General features: G+C 67.6%; 11 protein-coding genes and 1 pseudogene. 7 read left to right on the top strand and 5 right to left on the bottom strand.

Annotated elements, in window-relative coordinates; translation table 11 throughout:
- Positions 1 to 37 precede the first annotated feature (37 nt).
- Positions 38 to 448, top strand: a pseudogene (locus DX912_RS18775) (N-acetylmuramoyl-L-alanine amidase); the annotation flags it as partial.
- A 74-nt stretch (positions 449 to 522) separates the two neighbouring features.
- Here the strand turns inward: DX912_RS18775 and DX912_RS01290 are convergent.
- Both DX912_RS01290 and DX912_RS01295 read right to left on the bottom strand, forming a co-directional pair.
- Entirely contained in the window at positions 523 to 2,217 is a 1,695-nt protein-coding gene (locus DX912_RS01290; protein ID WP_181902658.1) for a CPBP family intramembrane glutamic endopeptidase, read from the bottom strand.
- A gap of 826 nt (positions 2,218 to 3,043) precedes the next feature.
- Positions 3,044 to 5,746: a bifunctional acetate--CoA ligase family protein/GNAT family N-acetyltransferase gene (locus DX912_RS01295; protein WP_115841011.1), complete on the bottom strand. Its 2,703-nt coding sequence runs from the start codon at positions 5,744 to 5,746 to the stop codon at positions 3,044 to 3,046.
- A gap of 123 nt (positions 5,747 to 5,869) precedes the next feature.
- Between DX912_RS01295 and DX912_RS01300 the strand changes: the two genes are divergently transcribed.
- Both DX912_RS01300 and dinB read left to right on the top strand, forming a co-directional pair.
- Entirely contained in the window at positions 5,870 to 6,238 is a 369-nt protein-coding gene (locus DX912_RS01300; RefSeq protein WP_115840648.1) for an HPF/RaiA family ribosome-associated protein, read from the top strand.
- Positions 6,239 to 6,470: 232 nt separating this feature from the next.
- A complete protein-coding gene (dinB, locus tag DX912_RS01305; protein WP_115840649.1) occupies positions 6,471 to 7,577 on the top strand; it encodes a DNA polymerase IV in 1,107 nt (368 codons plus the stop codon).
- Positions 7,578 to 7,597: 20 nt separating this feature from the next.
- Here the strand turns inward: dinB and DX912_RS01310 are convergent, their stop codons facing one another.
- The 3 genes from DX912_RS01310 to DX912_RS01320 all read right to left on the bottom strand — a co-directional run bounded on the left by DX912_RS01310 (position 7,598) and on the right by DX912_RS01320 (position 11,659).
- Positions 7,598 to 9,088 carry a ComEA family DNA-binding protein gene (locus DX912_RS01310; RefSeq protein WP_181902659.1) on the bottom strand — a complete coding sequence of 497 codons (1,491 nt, stop codon included), beginning with the start codon at positions 9,086 to 9,088 and terminating at the stop codon, positions 7,598 to 7,600.
- Between the two features lie 154 nt (positions 9,089 to 9,242).
- Positions 9,243 to 10,919 carry a phosphoethanolamine transferase gene (locus DX912_RS01315; RefSeq protein ID WP_115840651.1) on the bottom strand — a complete coding sequence of 559 codons (1,677 nt, stop codon included), beginning with the start codon at positions 10,917 to 10,919 and terminating at the stop codon, positions 9,243 to 9,245.
- Complete coding sequence (locus tag DX912_RS01320) at positions 10,916 to 11,659, bottom strand: phosphatase PAP2 family protein (RefSeq protein WP_181902660.1); 744 nt, start codon at positions 11,657 to 11,659, stop codon at positions 10,916 to 10,918. Before DX912_RS01320 ends, DX912_RS01315 begins: the two co-directional genes overlap by 4 nt.
- Positions 11,660 to 11,934: 275 nt before the next feature.
- On the opposite strand from DX912_RS01320, the gene DX912_RS01325 reads away from it, so the two are divergent.
- The 4 genes from DX912_RS01325 (at position 11,935) to DX912_RS01340 (ending at position 14,950) form a co-directional block, all read left to right on the top strand.
- Positions 11,935 to 12,639 (top strand): response regulator transcription factor, encoded by a 705-nt coding sequence (locus DX912_RS01325; RefSeq protein ID WP_115841012.1) that lies wholly within the window; start codon positions 11,935 to 11,937, stop codon positions 12,637 to 12,639.
- Complete coding sequence (locus DX912_RS01330) at positions 12,636 to 13,907, top strand: sensor histidine kinase (RefSeq protein WP_233433435.1); 1,272 nt, start codon at positions 12,636 to 12,638, stop codon at positions 13,905 to 13,907. The genes DX912_RS01325 and DX912_RS01330 overlap by 4 nt, the downstream gene beginning before the upstream one ends.
- Before the next feature lie 67 nt (positions 13,908 to 13,974).
- A complete protein-coding gene (locus DX912_RS01335; protein WP_115840653.1) occupies positions 13,975 to 14,391 on the top strand; it encodes a hypothetical protein in 417 nt (138 codons plus the stop codon).
- 109 nt (positions 14,392 to 14,500) lie between these two features.
- Positions 14,501 to 14,950 carry a carboxymuconolactone decarboxylase family protein gene (locus tag DX912_RS01340; RefSeq protein WP_115840654.1) on the top strand — a complete coding sequence of 150 codons (450 nt, stop codon included), beginning with the start codon at positions 14,501 to 14,503 and terminating at the stop codon, positions 14,948 to 14,950.
- Positions 14,951 to 14,956 lie beyond the last annotated feature (6 nt).

Genomic DNA, 14,956 nt, shown 5'->3' on the forward strand with positions numbered 1-14,956 from the left:
GATTGAACTGGAAATCTACATCGCCGCGAACGGGTACGTGCAGAACGCTGGATTCACACAGAATCCCATTCCCGCGTTGGAGACAGGAAACATCACTGGGCCCCTTGCCATTGTCCTGCACCGAACCGTATCTACGAGCGCTGCATCGACGCTTTCGGCGTTCAGGCGCGGAATCGGAACGCATTTCCTGATTGACAAGGACGGGACCACCTATCAATGCGCCAGTTTGCTCAAGAAGACGGCGCACGTGGGACCGATCAGGGCACGATGTCATATCGAAGGCACTTGCTCACCCAACGAACTTGCAACGTTCAAGGACTGGGAAAGCAGGATGAAGTGCCATGACCACGAGAAGGGAAAGCGCTATCCAACGCGCTACCCGATGAACGAAGACAGCGTGGGCATCGAGGTAGTCGCCATGTACCAGGAAGCCACCATGCAGTGGGACGCTGCAACCCGCCATCGAAGATCTAGTAGGCATCTTTGTTATGCACAAAGGATGTCTACTGATACTTCCTGCCCTCACCCCACCCCCAACAACGCCCCCACCGCCACCGCATTGTTCAGCACATGCAGCGCAATCGTCGGCATCAGTGACCCGGTGCGCTTCACCAGCCAGCCGCCGAACAGGCCCATGGCGAAGTAGTAGAGAAAGCGCGGCGGGTCGTCGTGCATGGCGGCGAAGCCGAGTGCCTGCACCGCGTTGGCCCAGCCGAAGCTGATGTGGCGCGACAGGCCGCCCAGCAGCAGGCCACGGAACACGAACTCTTCGAACACGGGGCCGATCAGCGCCAGGATCAGCAGCGACAGCATCGGGCCGCCAAGCTGCGCGCCGCCTTCGACCATCGCGGCCACCATGCGCGTCTGGTTGGTTTCCAGGTTCACGCCCAACCGGGTCTGCACGAAGGTCAGCACCCAGCCGATACCGATCAACGCTCCCCACATCAGCAGCACGATCCACCACGTGCGCAGTGCGGTGCGGTCGCCGAGGAACTGGCGCCGTGTGATACCGACCAGCGCCGGCGCGAGTATCAGCAACGCCGTGCCTTCCGCGATGAGGAAGGCGCGGAACATCTGCGCCGATGTCGCCGCGTTGCCGTTGAACAGCTCGGCCAACGCAGCCGGTCGCACCAGCATCAGCACAAGCATCGGGACGATCAACGCGACGGCCGCGCCATACCACGCGCGCTTCAGTCCGATGGCCGGGAACAACGGTTCGCTGGCCTTGCCCTTCAAGCGCCGCGCCAGCCCGCGGTAGTGCGCGGGCACCAGCACCACACCTGGCGCCAGCAGCAGGACCAACAGCCACGCGAGGCAGATCGCCACACCCGGCAGCATGCTCGGGTTGACCAGCGTGAGCGGCGCGGCCATCGCCAGCGTGGTGAAGCGCGAGAGGTGGCCGGCGAAATTCGGGCGATCGGTCAGGTCCACCAGCTTGGCCGCCCCGGCGTAGTCGCGGGCGCCCATGGCGGCTTCGAACTTGAGCGACCGGGTCGCTTCGCACTTGATGCACACGTCCTTGAGTACGCGCTGCGCCGAGGCGTAATCACCGACGCGCATGTAGGCGCGCGCGGCCGCCTCACGGTCGACGAACTCCATCAGTTTCGGTTGGCGGCGCAGTTGCGCCAAGCCTGCCTTCGGGTCGGGCAATGCGAGGGCGGCCTTGACGCGCGCGGCGACATCCATCGGATCCTCCGACGGCGCGGCCTTCGCCAGCAGGTCGGCCGCTTCGTCCAGCTTCTTCTGGTTCGTCAGGTACTGTGCCGCGGCCCCGATGCGGGACGTGTCACCCAACTGGACCGCGATCAGGGCCAGTTCGCCGGCTCGCTCCGGGTTGCCGCTGCCGCTGAACTCGTGGCCCACCGACGTCTGGACCAGCAGCTCGCGACGGGACTTCTCCGGCCACTGGTCGGCGGTCTTCAGCAGGGCTTCGCCGCGCGTGACCGCTTCATCGCCGAAGAGGGATTCCATTTCGAACAGCGCCACCTGCGGCGCGGTCGGCCAGCGCTCGCGCAGGTCCTTGATGCAGGGTGCGAAGGTGTCCTCCGCGCCGGGAATCCAGCGGACACCTTCCGAGTCGCCATAGAACTGCAGGAAGCGGCATCGCGCGATGGCGAGTTCGATGTCGCCGGGCGCCTGCTGGATGGCGGCATCCAGCGCGGCGAGCGCTTCGTCATAGGCGAGTTGGGTGGCCTCTTCGACCTTGGCGATGGCCATTGCCGATTGCGCGCCTGGCAGCTCGGGAACCGGCTCCGCCGCCCGCGCCAGTCCGAAGGAAAGTGCCACAAGCGCACACAGCGCACGCAAAGCCGCGCGAGTATCCATACCCATCCCCTGTTGTCCCTACCCGAGTTTAGCGACACGGCTCACGGAAAATGAAGGGTGTGCGGAGGGGTGTTCTGGTGTCCCGTGGACAGGTTGGGGCCACGGTCGAGGCGGGGTTTTCCATGCGTGGCGGGGCCGGGTGATGGTTTTGTGGGAGGGCCCATGCGTTGCGGGCCTGGGTCCCGGCCTTCGCCGGGATGACGGATCAGAAGCGATGCGCAGGGTGCAGCCCGGGATGACGAATGAAAGCGAAAGCAAGGTGGGTTCCAGCTTTCGCGGAAAGTGCTTCGCGTGGCGAAAAAAGCGGCACGCGTGACGCTTGAAGTGCCAGCGTTGGCACTTTGAGCGACAACGTCGGCGCCTGAAGTGCCGGCGATGGCGCTTTTCTGACTCGGGAGCAATCAGAAAGGCGCCACGCGCGACGCCTTTTTCGCCACCGTCGGCACTTGAAGCGGTACGGGCGACACTTTGAGTGCCATCGACGGCGCTTTTTTCGCCACGGAGCAAAGAAAAAAGTGGCGCGCGAAGCACTTTGTTCGCCATCGCATGCACTTGAAGCGGCATGCGTGACGCTTTTTCGTTAGCGCCGGCACTTCAAGTGACTCGCGCGGCTTTTTTTAATCGGCATGAGCCGCTGAAACGCGGGGCGCGGCGGGGAAAGCGAGAGCATGTGCCCTGTCCGGCCTCGCCTGGGCGTTTTACGGGCGTCGCGCCGAACTTACGTCGGCATGTCCCCGATACGCAGCGACACCGTCACCAGGCTCGCATCGTCTGGATTGGTCACGACCGAAAAGCCCAGCGCACGGCACATCTCGATCATCGTGCGGTTTTCCTGCAGCACCTCGCCCTCGACCGAGCGCAGGCCGAGCCAGCGCGCGTACTCGATCATGATCTGCATCAGCCGCCAGCCAAGGCCGTGGCCCTTGAGGTCCGATCGCACCAGGATCCCGTACTCGCCACGATCGTAGTTCGCATCGGCATGAAGACGCACGGCGCCGAGCATCTCGCCGGTGGGCGGATCGATGGCGACCAGCGCGACGGAGCGCGCGTAGTCGAGCTGCGTGAGCTGCGCGATGAATTCGTGGCTGAAATGCTTCACCGTCTGGAAGAAGCGCATGCGCAGGTCTTCGTCCGACACGCGCCCGAAGAACTCGCGGAACATCGCATCGTCTTCCGGTCGAACCGGACGCACGAAGGCGGTCGCGCCGTCCGACAGCACGATGTTGCGCTCCCATTCCTTCGGATACGGACGGATCGCCAGCCGCGGATGCCCGCGCCCCTTGTGGAGCCGGCGCGAACGCGACACGCCGATGCGCGCATCCACCGCGATCAGGCCGTCCTTGTCGGCCAGCAGCGGGTTGATGTCGACCTCGCGGATGTCCGGAACGTCGACGACCAGCTGCGCGAGCTTGACCAGCACCAGCGCGACGGCGCGCTCGTCGGCGGCAGGCACGTCGCGATACGCCTTGAGGATCCGCGACACGCGCGTGCGGCCGATCATCTCGTGCGCCAATCGCAGGTCCAGCGGCGGCAGCGCCAGCACCTTGTCGTCGATCACTTCCACCGCCGTACCGCCGCGGCCGAACACGATGACGGGCCCGAAGGTCTCGTCGTCGGCGACGCCGGCGATCAGCTCGCGCGCCTTGGTGCGCACGATCATCGGATGCACCGTCACGCCTTCGATGCGCGCGTCCGGCCGCGCCTCGCGCGCGCGTTGCAGGATCGACGCGGTCGCCTCGCGCACGGCCTGCTCGCTGGGCAGGTTCAACCGGACGCCATCGACGTCGGACTTGTGCTCGATGTCGGGCGACAGCACCTTCACTGCGACTTGCAATCCTTCCGCGAGCCATTGCGCGGCGACACGCGCGGCTTCATCCGCGTCGCTCGCACGCGCCACCGGCGTGATCGGAATCCCGTACGCGCCCAGCACGCGCGTGACTTCGATGGGATCGAGCCAGCGACGGCCGGCCTTGATCGCGCCCTCCACGATGCCGCGCGCCGTTTCCGTATCGACGACGAAATCGTCGGGGAGGCTCGGCGGCGTTTCCATCAGCGTCAGCTTCGCTTCGCGATGGCGCACCAGGTACATGAAGCCGCGCACGGCGTCGGCTTCGGTTGGATAGTTGGGAATGCGCGCGGCATTGAGGCGGTCGGCCGCGGCTTCGTCGGCACCGAGCCACACCGCGAACACCGGCTTCTTCCGCGCCTGCCATGGCAACGACTCGCGCGTCCGCGCGAGCGCGTCGGCGCGACTGTGCGCGTCCATCAGCGCAGTCGGCGTGTTGAGCACGAGCAGCGCATCGTTCGCATCGTCCGTCGCCAGCGCGCGGAACGCGTCGGCGTACGACGCGTGATCGACGTCGCCGTAGAAATCCACCGGATTCGTGCCGGGCCACGCGCTCGATGCGATCGGCTGGAGGTGCGCACGCGCCTCGTCGGAGATCGACGCCAGCGTGCCGCCCATGTCGAGCAGGCGATCGGCGGCGAGCGCGCCCGTGCCGCGGCCATTGGCGAAGATCGCCAGTCGCCGTCCGGGCAAGGATTCGACGCGACTGAGCGCTTCGGCCGCGGAAAACAGCTCGTTCAACGCGCGTACGCGCAGCATGCCGGCGCGATGGAACGCGGCCGCGTAGACCGCGTCGGGCGAAGCGAGCGCGGCTGCGTGCGTGTGCGGCGCGATGGCGCGCGGCGCATGCCGGCCGGACTTCACGACGACCACCGGCTTCAACCGTGCGGCGGCGCGCGCGGCCGACATGAACTTGCGCGCGTCACGGATCGATTCGACGTACAGCAGTATCGCGCGCGAATGCCGGTCGCGCGCGAAGTAATCGAGGAGATCGGCGAAATCGACGTCCAGCGCGTCGCCGAGCGTGGCGATGGCCGAAAAACCGATCTCGCGGCTCACGCCCCATTCGACGAGCGCGGCGGCGATCGCGGCCGATTGCGACACCAGTGCGATGTCGCCCGGCAGCGGCGTGTGCGCGGCGAAGCTCGCGTTGAGCCGCGCATGCGGCGCGATCACGCCCAGGCTGTTGGGCCCGGCCAGGCGCATGCCGTGCGTGCGCGCGATGTCCTGCGATTCGGCTGCGAACGACCCTTCGCCCTGCCCCAGCCCGGTGCTCAGCACGACCGCGGCGGAGGCACCGTGCTCGGCCGCGGCCTTCGCGTATTTGGGGACCATCGCGGCGGGCGTCGCGATCAGGACCAATTCGGGCACGAAGGACAGGTCGGCCACGCGCGCGACGGACGCGACGCCCTCGATCTCGCGATGCCGCGGATTCACCAGGCCGATGCTGCCGGCGAAGCCGCCGGCTTGCAGGTTGCGCAGCACCGCGCGACCGATCGAACGCTCGCGCGGGCTACCGCCGATCACGGCGACGGAGGCGGGCGAGAACAGCGATGGGAGGGAATAGGTGCTCATCGGGCGCGTTGCCAGTCCGACATCATGCGCCACCACCATGCACGCGGCCACGTGCAAGTTTCAAGCTGACATCTCATCGGGCGGCACCGCAAATGGAGGCGTGTCCACCGTAACGGAGCCCCCATGCAACACGACGTCACGATCCGCTTCGAAGGCCTGCCCGTGTCCGATGCACTGCGCGAGGACATCCTGCGCCACGCGCACAAGCTGTGGCAGGTCGCACCGCACCTGCAGTCGTGCGATGTCGCCGTCCGCCATGCCGAACACCGCCACCAGCACGGCAACCGCTACCTCGTCCACGTACATGCGGTGATGCCCGGCGCAACGTTCGAATCCGGCCGCACGCCGACGAAGGATCATTCGCACGAGGACGCCTACGTCGCCGTGCGCGACGCGTTCGATGCGATGCAGCGGCAGGTGTCGGAACACGTGCGCAGCGTGCGCGACGGTGGGAAGCGGGCGGTGCTTTCGCGCGATGAGGATGCGGCGTAGCTGCCTCACTTCCCCTCCGTCATCCCGGCGAAAGCAGCGACCCAGGCTCGCAGCGTCTCCGAGTTCCTGATCACCCGGGCAGCGGGCCCGAAGCCATGCCAGCCTGGGTCCCGGTCTTCGCCGGGATGACGGCACTTCAGGCGTAAGCCATGCGCTGGACACGGCACGTGACCGCGCCGCCCGCACTTGTTAGCATTTTGACTAACAAACGCCGCCCGGCCGCACCACGCCCGTGTCCGCACCGCCCCGCAAGATCCTCCATGTCGACATGGACGCCTTCTACGCGTCCGTCGAACAGCGCGACGACCCGTCCCTGCGCGGGCGGCCGGTGGTCGTCGCCTGGCGCGGTGCGCGCTCGGTGGTGTGCGCGGCGAGCTACGAGGCGCGCACCTTCGGCGTGCGCTCGGCCATGCCGGCGATCCGCGCCGAGCGCCTGTGCCCGCAGGCGGTGTTCGTCCCGCCGGATTTCACGCGCTACAAGGCCGTGTCGCGGCAGGTGCGCGAGATCTTCGCGCGGCACACCGACCTCATCGAGCCGCTCTCGCTGGACGAGGCCTACCTCGACGTCAGCCAGACCAAGACGGGCCTGCCGACCGCGACCGCCACCGCGCAGGCGATCCGCGCGGCGATCCGCGAGGAAACGCAGCTCACCGCGTCCGCCGGCGTCGCGCCGAACAAGTTCCTGGCGAAGATCGCCTCCGACTGGCGCAAGCCCGACGGGCTCTTCGTCGTCCGCCCGCATCAGGTCGAGGCGTTCCTGGCGCCTTTGCCCGTCGGCCGATTGCCTGGCGTGGGCAAGGTGATGGAAGCAAAGCTCCAGGAGCTCGGCATCGAAACCGTGGCGCATCTTCGCGAACTGGGCGCGGCCGAACTGGAATTGCGCTTCGGCCGCTGGGGTCGCCGGCTGCACGAATTGTCGCTGGGCATCGACCACAACCCGGTCGAACCCGAGCGCCCCACCCTGCAGATTTCGTCCGAAGACACCTTCGAGCGCGACCTGCTGCTGGACGAGCTGGAGCCCCACATCCATCGGCTCGCGGAAAAGACCTGGGACGGTTACGGACGCGAACTCGAGCGCGATCCCGAACGTGTTGCGCGCACCATCGTGCTCAAGTTGAAGACCGCCGACTTCCGCATCCTCACGCGCAGCCTCACGCCGGTGGAACGGCCGACGAGCCTGGAGCAGCTGACGCGCATCGCCTGCGACCTGCGTGCCCGCGTGCCGCTGCCGGCGGACACGCGCTATCGGCTGGTGGGCGTCGGCCTGTCGGGGTTCATAGACCGCGAGGACGTGCCGATCGCGCAGAGCGACCTGTTCGAGCGCGATACGGCCGGGTGAGCCTGCACTGCAGCCGGAGTTCAGCGCCGCTCGTTCAACCCCGCCTTCTGCAGTGCCGAAGCCGCTGACTGCAGCGATGACGATGTCGCGGCATCGAGCTCGCTACGCTTCACGAAGTCCGCGATGTCGACGAACGCGCCGTTCTCGCGCCGACTGCGTAATGCGCGTTCTGCCATCGCGGCATCGATGCCGGGCAGCGTGCGCAGCTGTTCCACTTCGGCCGTATTGAGGTTCACCGCGACTTCGTTCGACGGCAAGCTCGGCGGCTTCACCGGCGTGTGGCCGAGCAGCCAGATGTCCGGGCCCAGCATCGCGCGCATCCGCTTTGGATCCTGCGCCACGGCGGCCTGCAATTGCGTCATCTGCGCACGCGCCTGCTTCAAGCCCGCGACGAACCCCGCCATGTCGCCGATGCGTCCGCGTTCGGCCATCGCCTCGGTCGTGCGCGGCAGCGTGGCGTCGGCGGTCGCGCCGTAGGTCGTGTCGAGCACGAGGTTGCGAATGCGCGTGCAATCGGCGGGCACGTCGGCGCAGTAGCGATCGACCAGGTCCAGGAATATCGGCGTGTCGGGGTTCATCGTCCAGCCGCGCGCGGTGGCCGCGGCCATCGTGCGGAACAGCGGCGAATAGCGCGACACGATCGCTTCGCGTGAGCCTTCGCCCGGCACGAACCAGCGATGGAACAGCGTGGCGATGACGCCTTCGGACGACAGCATCTGCTGGCCGTTGCGCAGCCGCGCCATGTCAAAGGCGGTGCTTTCGTTGGCGCGCGACCACGCATCGGCATCGTTGCCCGGCGGGACGAGCTGCTGCTGCACGAAGAGGTTCCGGCGCACGCCGTCGATGCGCCCGGCGCGATCGAGATTGCTCAACCAGAGCGGCACGAAAGGCTTGGCGCCCAGGCCCAGCGTGAGGTCTTCCAGTTTCGGATTGCGCGAATGGCGACGCACCAGGCTCTGGAAATGCGTGGCGAAGCCTTCGTCGAACGCGGTCGGGTAGTCGGTCACGCTCATGCTGCTGTGCGGCGTGCGCGACCAGCCGTACGGCAGGCCCGGCATGAGCCGGCGCAGGAACACGTGCCCCATCTCGTGCGTGAAGATTTCCTCGAAACCGCCATCGTCGATGATGTCGGCATCGACGACCAGATCAACGAAGAGTTCGTCGACGAAGCGCTGGCGGCCGTCCTCTTCCAGCCAGAAGCCGCGTCGCGCGAAGCCGCCGTCTTCGGCCGAGAGGTACAGCCACGTCGGTGTCGTGGTTTTCGCGCCGGCAATGCGTTGCGCGCTCTCGTCCAGCGCGAGCACGGTGCCGAGGAAACCCTCGCTCGCTTCACGCTGGATCTGCGCGTACAGCGCGCCCGAGGTCACGCGCGTGACGACCGGTGCGGCATGCCCGGCCCGATCCGGTCGGGTTTGCGGCTGGCCGTTCGCGAGCACGGGCGCGAGCACGCCCAGTTCGGCGGCCGCGACAGGCGCCGCCAGCGTGGCCAGTGTGAACAGGGCAGTCCACATAAGGGATTTCGACATCGCCGGCTCCGGCGCCGGCAGGGCCACCGGCGCGAAGCGACAGGATGAGCCCGGTGTGCACCGCAGCACGCCTGCCATGCGGCCGCCCACCGCCGGCACTTGCCCGCTGGCTCATGCGAGTGCTGGCTGCCCGGCGGACTTACGCCGGCGCGATGCAGCGGTCGAACAGGTCCAGCTTGCGGTCGTATTCCGGCGTATTCACCTGCATCAGGCCGAGGACCGAGTGGAACAGGTTGTCCTGGCTCGCCGGCGCATGGCTTTCCTGTTTCATGCAATCGATGTCGAGCTTGCGATCGGCCGCGAAACCCGGCGAGAACCACATCACCATCGGAACGTGCGTCTGCGTGTCCGGGGCGATCGCGTACGGCACGCCGTGCAGGTACAGGCCGTTCTCGCCGAGCGATTCGCCGTGGTCGGACAGGTAGATCATCGCCGTGTCGCGCGAGGACTGCTCGGCGAGGAAACGGATCGTGCGCGCGAGGAAGTCGTCCGTCGCCAGCACCGAGTTGTCGTAGGCGTTGACGATCTGGTCGCGCGTGCAGTCGCCCAGGTCGCCCGTCTCGCACGTGGGCGTGAAGCGGCGGAGCCGCTCGGGATAGCGCTTCGCATAGCTCGGTCCGTGGCTGCCGAGCTGGTGGAGCACGACGACCTGGTCGCCGGGGCGGCGCGCGATCTCACCCGCAAGCCCGAGCAGCATCACTTCGTCGAGACAGCCTTCGGCCGTGCACGCCTGCGGATCGCGCGCATGTTCGAACGACTCGAACGACAGGCCTTCGCACACGCCCTTGCAACCGGTCTGGTTGTCGCGCCACAGCACGCTGATGCCCGCGTGGTCGAGCACGTTCAGCAGCGACTGCGTGTGCGCAATGCGGTCCTCGTCGTAATGCGCGCGACCGAACGGCGAGAACATGCACGGCACCGAGACTTCCGTCGCCGAACCGCAGGAGGTCATGTCGGTGAAGTTGATCGGCCCGATATCACGCAGCTGCGGCGTGGTCTGGCGTGCGTATCCGTTGAGTCCCCAGTTCTGCGCGCGCACGGTTTCGCCCACGACGATGACGAGCAGGCGCGGTTTGGCGCTCGGATCGCGACCGACGACGTGCGCGTTCACGCCGATGGGCGTCTTCGGCCGATGCTGCGCGCCATCGTGCTGCGCCACGCGCACGAGCGAGACGATGTAATTGCCCGGCGTGATGAGGTGCCGGATTTCCTTGTGGTTGCGCATCAGCGCGGACAGGTCCTGGAACGAGGCCATCATCGCGCCGCCCGCCACGAGCAGCGACAGCGCGATGGCGCCCAGCCGAACAAGCACCGCACGGCCCATCGGGCGCTTCTTCAGGCGAACGCGCCACACCATCAGCGTGGGCAGCACGCCCAGCGACAAGAACGCCGGCAGCATGCCGACCGACAGCAGTTCGCCAGACTCCTTGCCATCGGTGTGCAGGATGTTGCGCAGCATGTCCGCGTCGAGATAGACCGTGTAGCGGCTCATGAAGTGCGCGGCCATGGCGGTGACGGGGATCAGCACCGTGAGCACGGGACGCACCGTCCAGCGATTGAGCACCAGGCACAGCAGCAGCATGTTGAGCGCGCCGATCATCAGGACTAGGCTGAGTGCGACGCCCCATCCCGACGCGCCCTCGAACGCGCGCGTGCCGCCGACGGCGCGGAAGAAGGCAGCGTTGCAGAACACGGTGAAGAAGACGGCGACGTAGAACGCGAGGCGTTCGACCGTCATTTCGGGGCGGATCGCGAGGAGCTGGCGGAACCGGCGCTGCGCTTCGTCGAACGGGCGACGCGAAACGATCGAGCTCATGCCTGCGTTCCCTGCGCGCGCGTGCCCGCTGCGAGCCGGCGCGAACGCACCATGGCCGGCCGGAACACCTGCCACGTCGCCACGGCGACGGTCCAGCAGATCGCCGCCGAGGCGAGGTCGTGCGAGGCGAAATGCGCGCCGCGCAATTGCTGCGCGATGCCGAAGAGCAGGCCCAGGCCAATGCCGGTGGTCAACCCCGCCCATCGCCAGCGCGGTCGCACCGCGCCGAGGAAGAAATACAGCGACAGCCACGCGTAGCCACCGCCCGCGTGCCCGGCGGGGAAACACGCACCGCGCTGCAGGCCCAGCGGTCGCACGTCCCACAGGCCGACGAAGGGCCGCAGCCCGCCGTAACGCGTGAGGTCCCACGGGCAGTCCATGTTCGACCAGGACTTCACCCACGCCACGCACAGCACCGAAAGCGCGACGGCGACGGCGAGGTACGCCAGTGGCGCGCGAAGCGGCGCCCACTCGACCCGACGTCGCGCGACGAGCCACGCCACCACCACGCCGATCCACAGCGCGATGCCCGCGTAGCGCCCGAACCGGTGGATGAGCGTCTGCGTCACGAACGCGTCGCGCAGCGCCCACTCGCCACCCTGCAACGCGTAGAGGCGATCGGCCAGCCACTGGTCGCCACCGGACCAGCGCATCGCCAGCAGCGCCAGTGCGAAGCCCAGCAGCGGCAGCAGCACGTGCGTGATCGCGAAGCGCACGCCGCCGTGCGGCAGGACGTCCATCGGAAGGTTCTGGATTCGGGGACGTGCGTGCATCGGGATGACGGACGTGGAGGTCGCACTGCGCATGACGGAGCGGAAGGCATTCGGTGATCGGAACGCTGCGCATGCTCGCGACGCGGGTGTCGGAATGCGGTCGGATCGGCGCCCTCCACGCAATGGCGTTCATCGGGCATTTCGCCGAGGCGATCCGGCCGCAATTCCGACGGCATTCCGATGCCGGCAGGCGCACAATGGGCACAGGCGCGTGCGCGCCGCCAGAAGAGGCAGAGACCGCCATGCGCGTGCTGGTCGTCGAGGACAACCACAACCTGGTCGCCAACCTGTTCGAATATTTCGACGCGCGCGGCTACACGCTGGACGCCGCGCCCGACGGACCGACCGGCCTGCATCTGGCGATCACGACGGAGTTCGACGCCATCGTTCTCGACTGGATGTTGCCCCGCATGGACGGCCGCGAAGTGCTCAGCCGGCTGCGCGATGCCGGCCGCGACACGCCCGTGCTGATGCTCACCGCGCGCGATGAACTGCCCGACAAGATCGCCGGGTTTCGCGCCGGGGCCGACGATTACCTCACCAAACCCTTCCACCTGCCCGAACTGGAAGTGCGGCTCGAAGCGCTGGTCGCCCGCGCACGCGGCCGCGGCCGCCACAAAGTGCTGCAGGTGGGCGACCTCAAGCTCGACATGGGCACGCTGGAAGCCACGCGTGCGGGCCATGCGCTGCACCTATACCCCGCCTGCCGCAAGCTGCTCGAAGTGCTGATGCAGGCCAGCCCCGCCGCCGTCACGCGCGACCGCCTGGAACATGCGCTGTGGGGCGATGATCCGCCCGATGGCGACATGCTCCGTTCGCACATCTACGAATTGCGCCGCAGCGTGGATGGGCCATTCGCGACGAAGCTGATCCAGACGCTTCCGCGCGTGGGCTATCGCATCGTCGCAGGCGATGTCGCAACGATCGCGAGCGAGGCCATCGAGTGAGCGCCAAGCGTTCCGGACTTCGTCGGCGCATCCTGCTCGGTCTGCTCGGCTACGTCGTGGTGCTGACCATCGCCGTGGTCATGCACGGCTTCATCGTGAACGAGCATGCCGAAAGCCTCGTGTGGCAGACGCTGCTCGATTCGGAAATGGATCACCTGCTCGAACTTCACGAGCGCGATCCCACCTTCCCCTGGACGAACACCGAAAGCCTCGCGTTCTACGATGGCCACCTTCCGGAAGACATGCCGCCGCCGCTGCGCGGCGTTCCGCCGGGCGTCTACGACGAGATCATGATCGACGGCGTGGAGCGCGTCGCCCTGGTGCGCGAAGTCGATGGCCGCCCGCTCGCGCTCGCTTTGGATATCACCGACCTGGAAGAACGCGAGTTCGACATGGGCCTGACGGTGATCGGCTCGGCGGTCACGCTGGTCGGGCTGCTGTGCATCGCGATCGCGTGGAGCGTCAACCGGCTCGTTAAACCGCTTCGCGACATGGCCCAGTCGATCGCGGCACTTCGGCCCGACCAGGCGGGCCAGCGCATCGAGACGCCCGACACGGCCAGTGCCGAACTGGTGGTCATCGCCGATGCGCTCAACGATTACCTGCAGCGCAACGACCGCTTCGTGGAGCGGGAACGCGTGTTCATCGACAGCGCGAGCCACGAACTGCGAACACCTGTGGCGGTAATCGCGGGCGCCAGCGAGATCGCGCTGCAGCAGCCGCATCTGCCCGAACCTGCGCGCGGGCAACTGTTGCGCATCCAGCGCACCGCGCGCGGCGTGGAAGAACTCGTGTCGTTGCTTCTCGTGCTGGCGAAAGACCCGGCGCGGCTGGCCCGCTCCAGCGACCACGTTGCGCTCGACGAGCTGATTCCGGGCATCGTCGAGGATCATCGCCATCTCACGCGCGACAAGGACCTGCAGCTCGACATCGTCGGGCTGAGGCCGTGCGAGATCGTCGCGCCGCTGCCCATCGTCCAGGTCGCCATCGGCAACCTCCTGCGCAATGCGATCGAGCACAGCGATCGCGGGCGCATCACGATCCGGCTTGAAGCACCGGCTACGGTGATCATCGAAGATCCCGGCCACGGCATGACGCCGGAAGAGATCGCGCAGATCTACGCGCGCGTCGCCCGCGGTGGCGGACGCGATGGCGGCGGCATCGGGCTCGATCTCATCTCGCGGCTGTGCGAACACCTGGGATGGCGACTGGACTTCGCGTCCGACGAAGGCCGCGGAACCACGACCACGCTGCGCATGGCGAGCTGAGTCGCGCGCCTTGTCGCACGCAGCCGGGCTGCGTAGGCTCGGCGTTCGCCATCGGAACCGCCACGACATGCACTCGGGCTGGAAGATCGCCGCACTCCTTGCGCTCGCCGCCTTCGCGCTGGGCTCGCTCGTCGTCGGCGCGCCGTATCTCGAAACAGCGCTCCCGGGCGGCCTGCCGCTCGGTAATGCGCTGGCCGCGTTCGGGCTGTGCGCGATCGCGGCATGTGGTGCGTCGATCGCGCGTCGAGGCCTGGTGCGCAGGCTTTCGCTCCTCGCGCTGCTGGTGGCGATGGCGTGGCTGCCGGTGTCGGTTGCGATGGCCGGCAACCTCGCGCTGGTGTTTTCCGGCGCGCGCGGCGATGCATGGATCGCGTGGAGCGCGGGCGTGGCGATCGCAACGGTCGCGTCGCTGGCGCTCGCGGTTCTGCAGCGGCTCGTGCTCGTCGTGTGGCCGCACGTTGGCGTTTCGCAGCGGGAACGGTGAGTCGCGGGCGCGTCCCCGGATAACCCAGTCGGCCTGTCACAGCGCATGCCTCTCGTCCGTCCTTGTACATGAAGCGGCCACCGCGGCCGCCAACATGAGAGACGACGACATGAACGCTGCCACCGAACTCGATTACACCGCCCTCGCGCCCAGCGCCTTCCAGCACCTGCTCCAGCTCAGCACCGGGCTGCACAAGGGCCCGCTCGGCGCGAAGCTGGTCGAATGGGTGTCGCTGCGCGTCTCGCAGATCAACGGCTGCGTGTTCTGCCTGGACATGCATTCGACGATGCTGCGCAAGGCCGGCGAAAGCCAGCGCAAGCTCGATACCCTCGCCGCCTGGCGCGAAAGCCCGCTGTTCGACGCCCGCGAGCGCGCGGCGCTGGCGTGGACCGAAACGCTCAACGCCCTCGGCGCGGCACAGGTGCCGCACGATGCGCTGGAGCAGGTCCGCGAGCAGTTCGACGAGCGCGAAGTGGCCGAGCTGACCTTCGCGGTCGCGGCGATCCGCGCCTGGAACGTGCTCAACATCGGCCTGCGCAAGCCGCTGCCGGAAGCGTGAAGCGTC

Source organism: Lysobacter soli (assembly GCF_003382285.1).
In the GTDB taxonomy this organism is placed as follows: domain Bacteria; phylum Pseudomonadota; class Gammaproteobacteria; order Xanthomonadales; family Xanthomonadaceae; genus Lysobacter_J; species Lysobacter_J soli.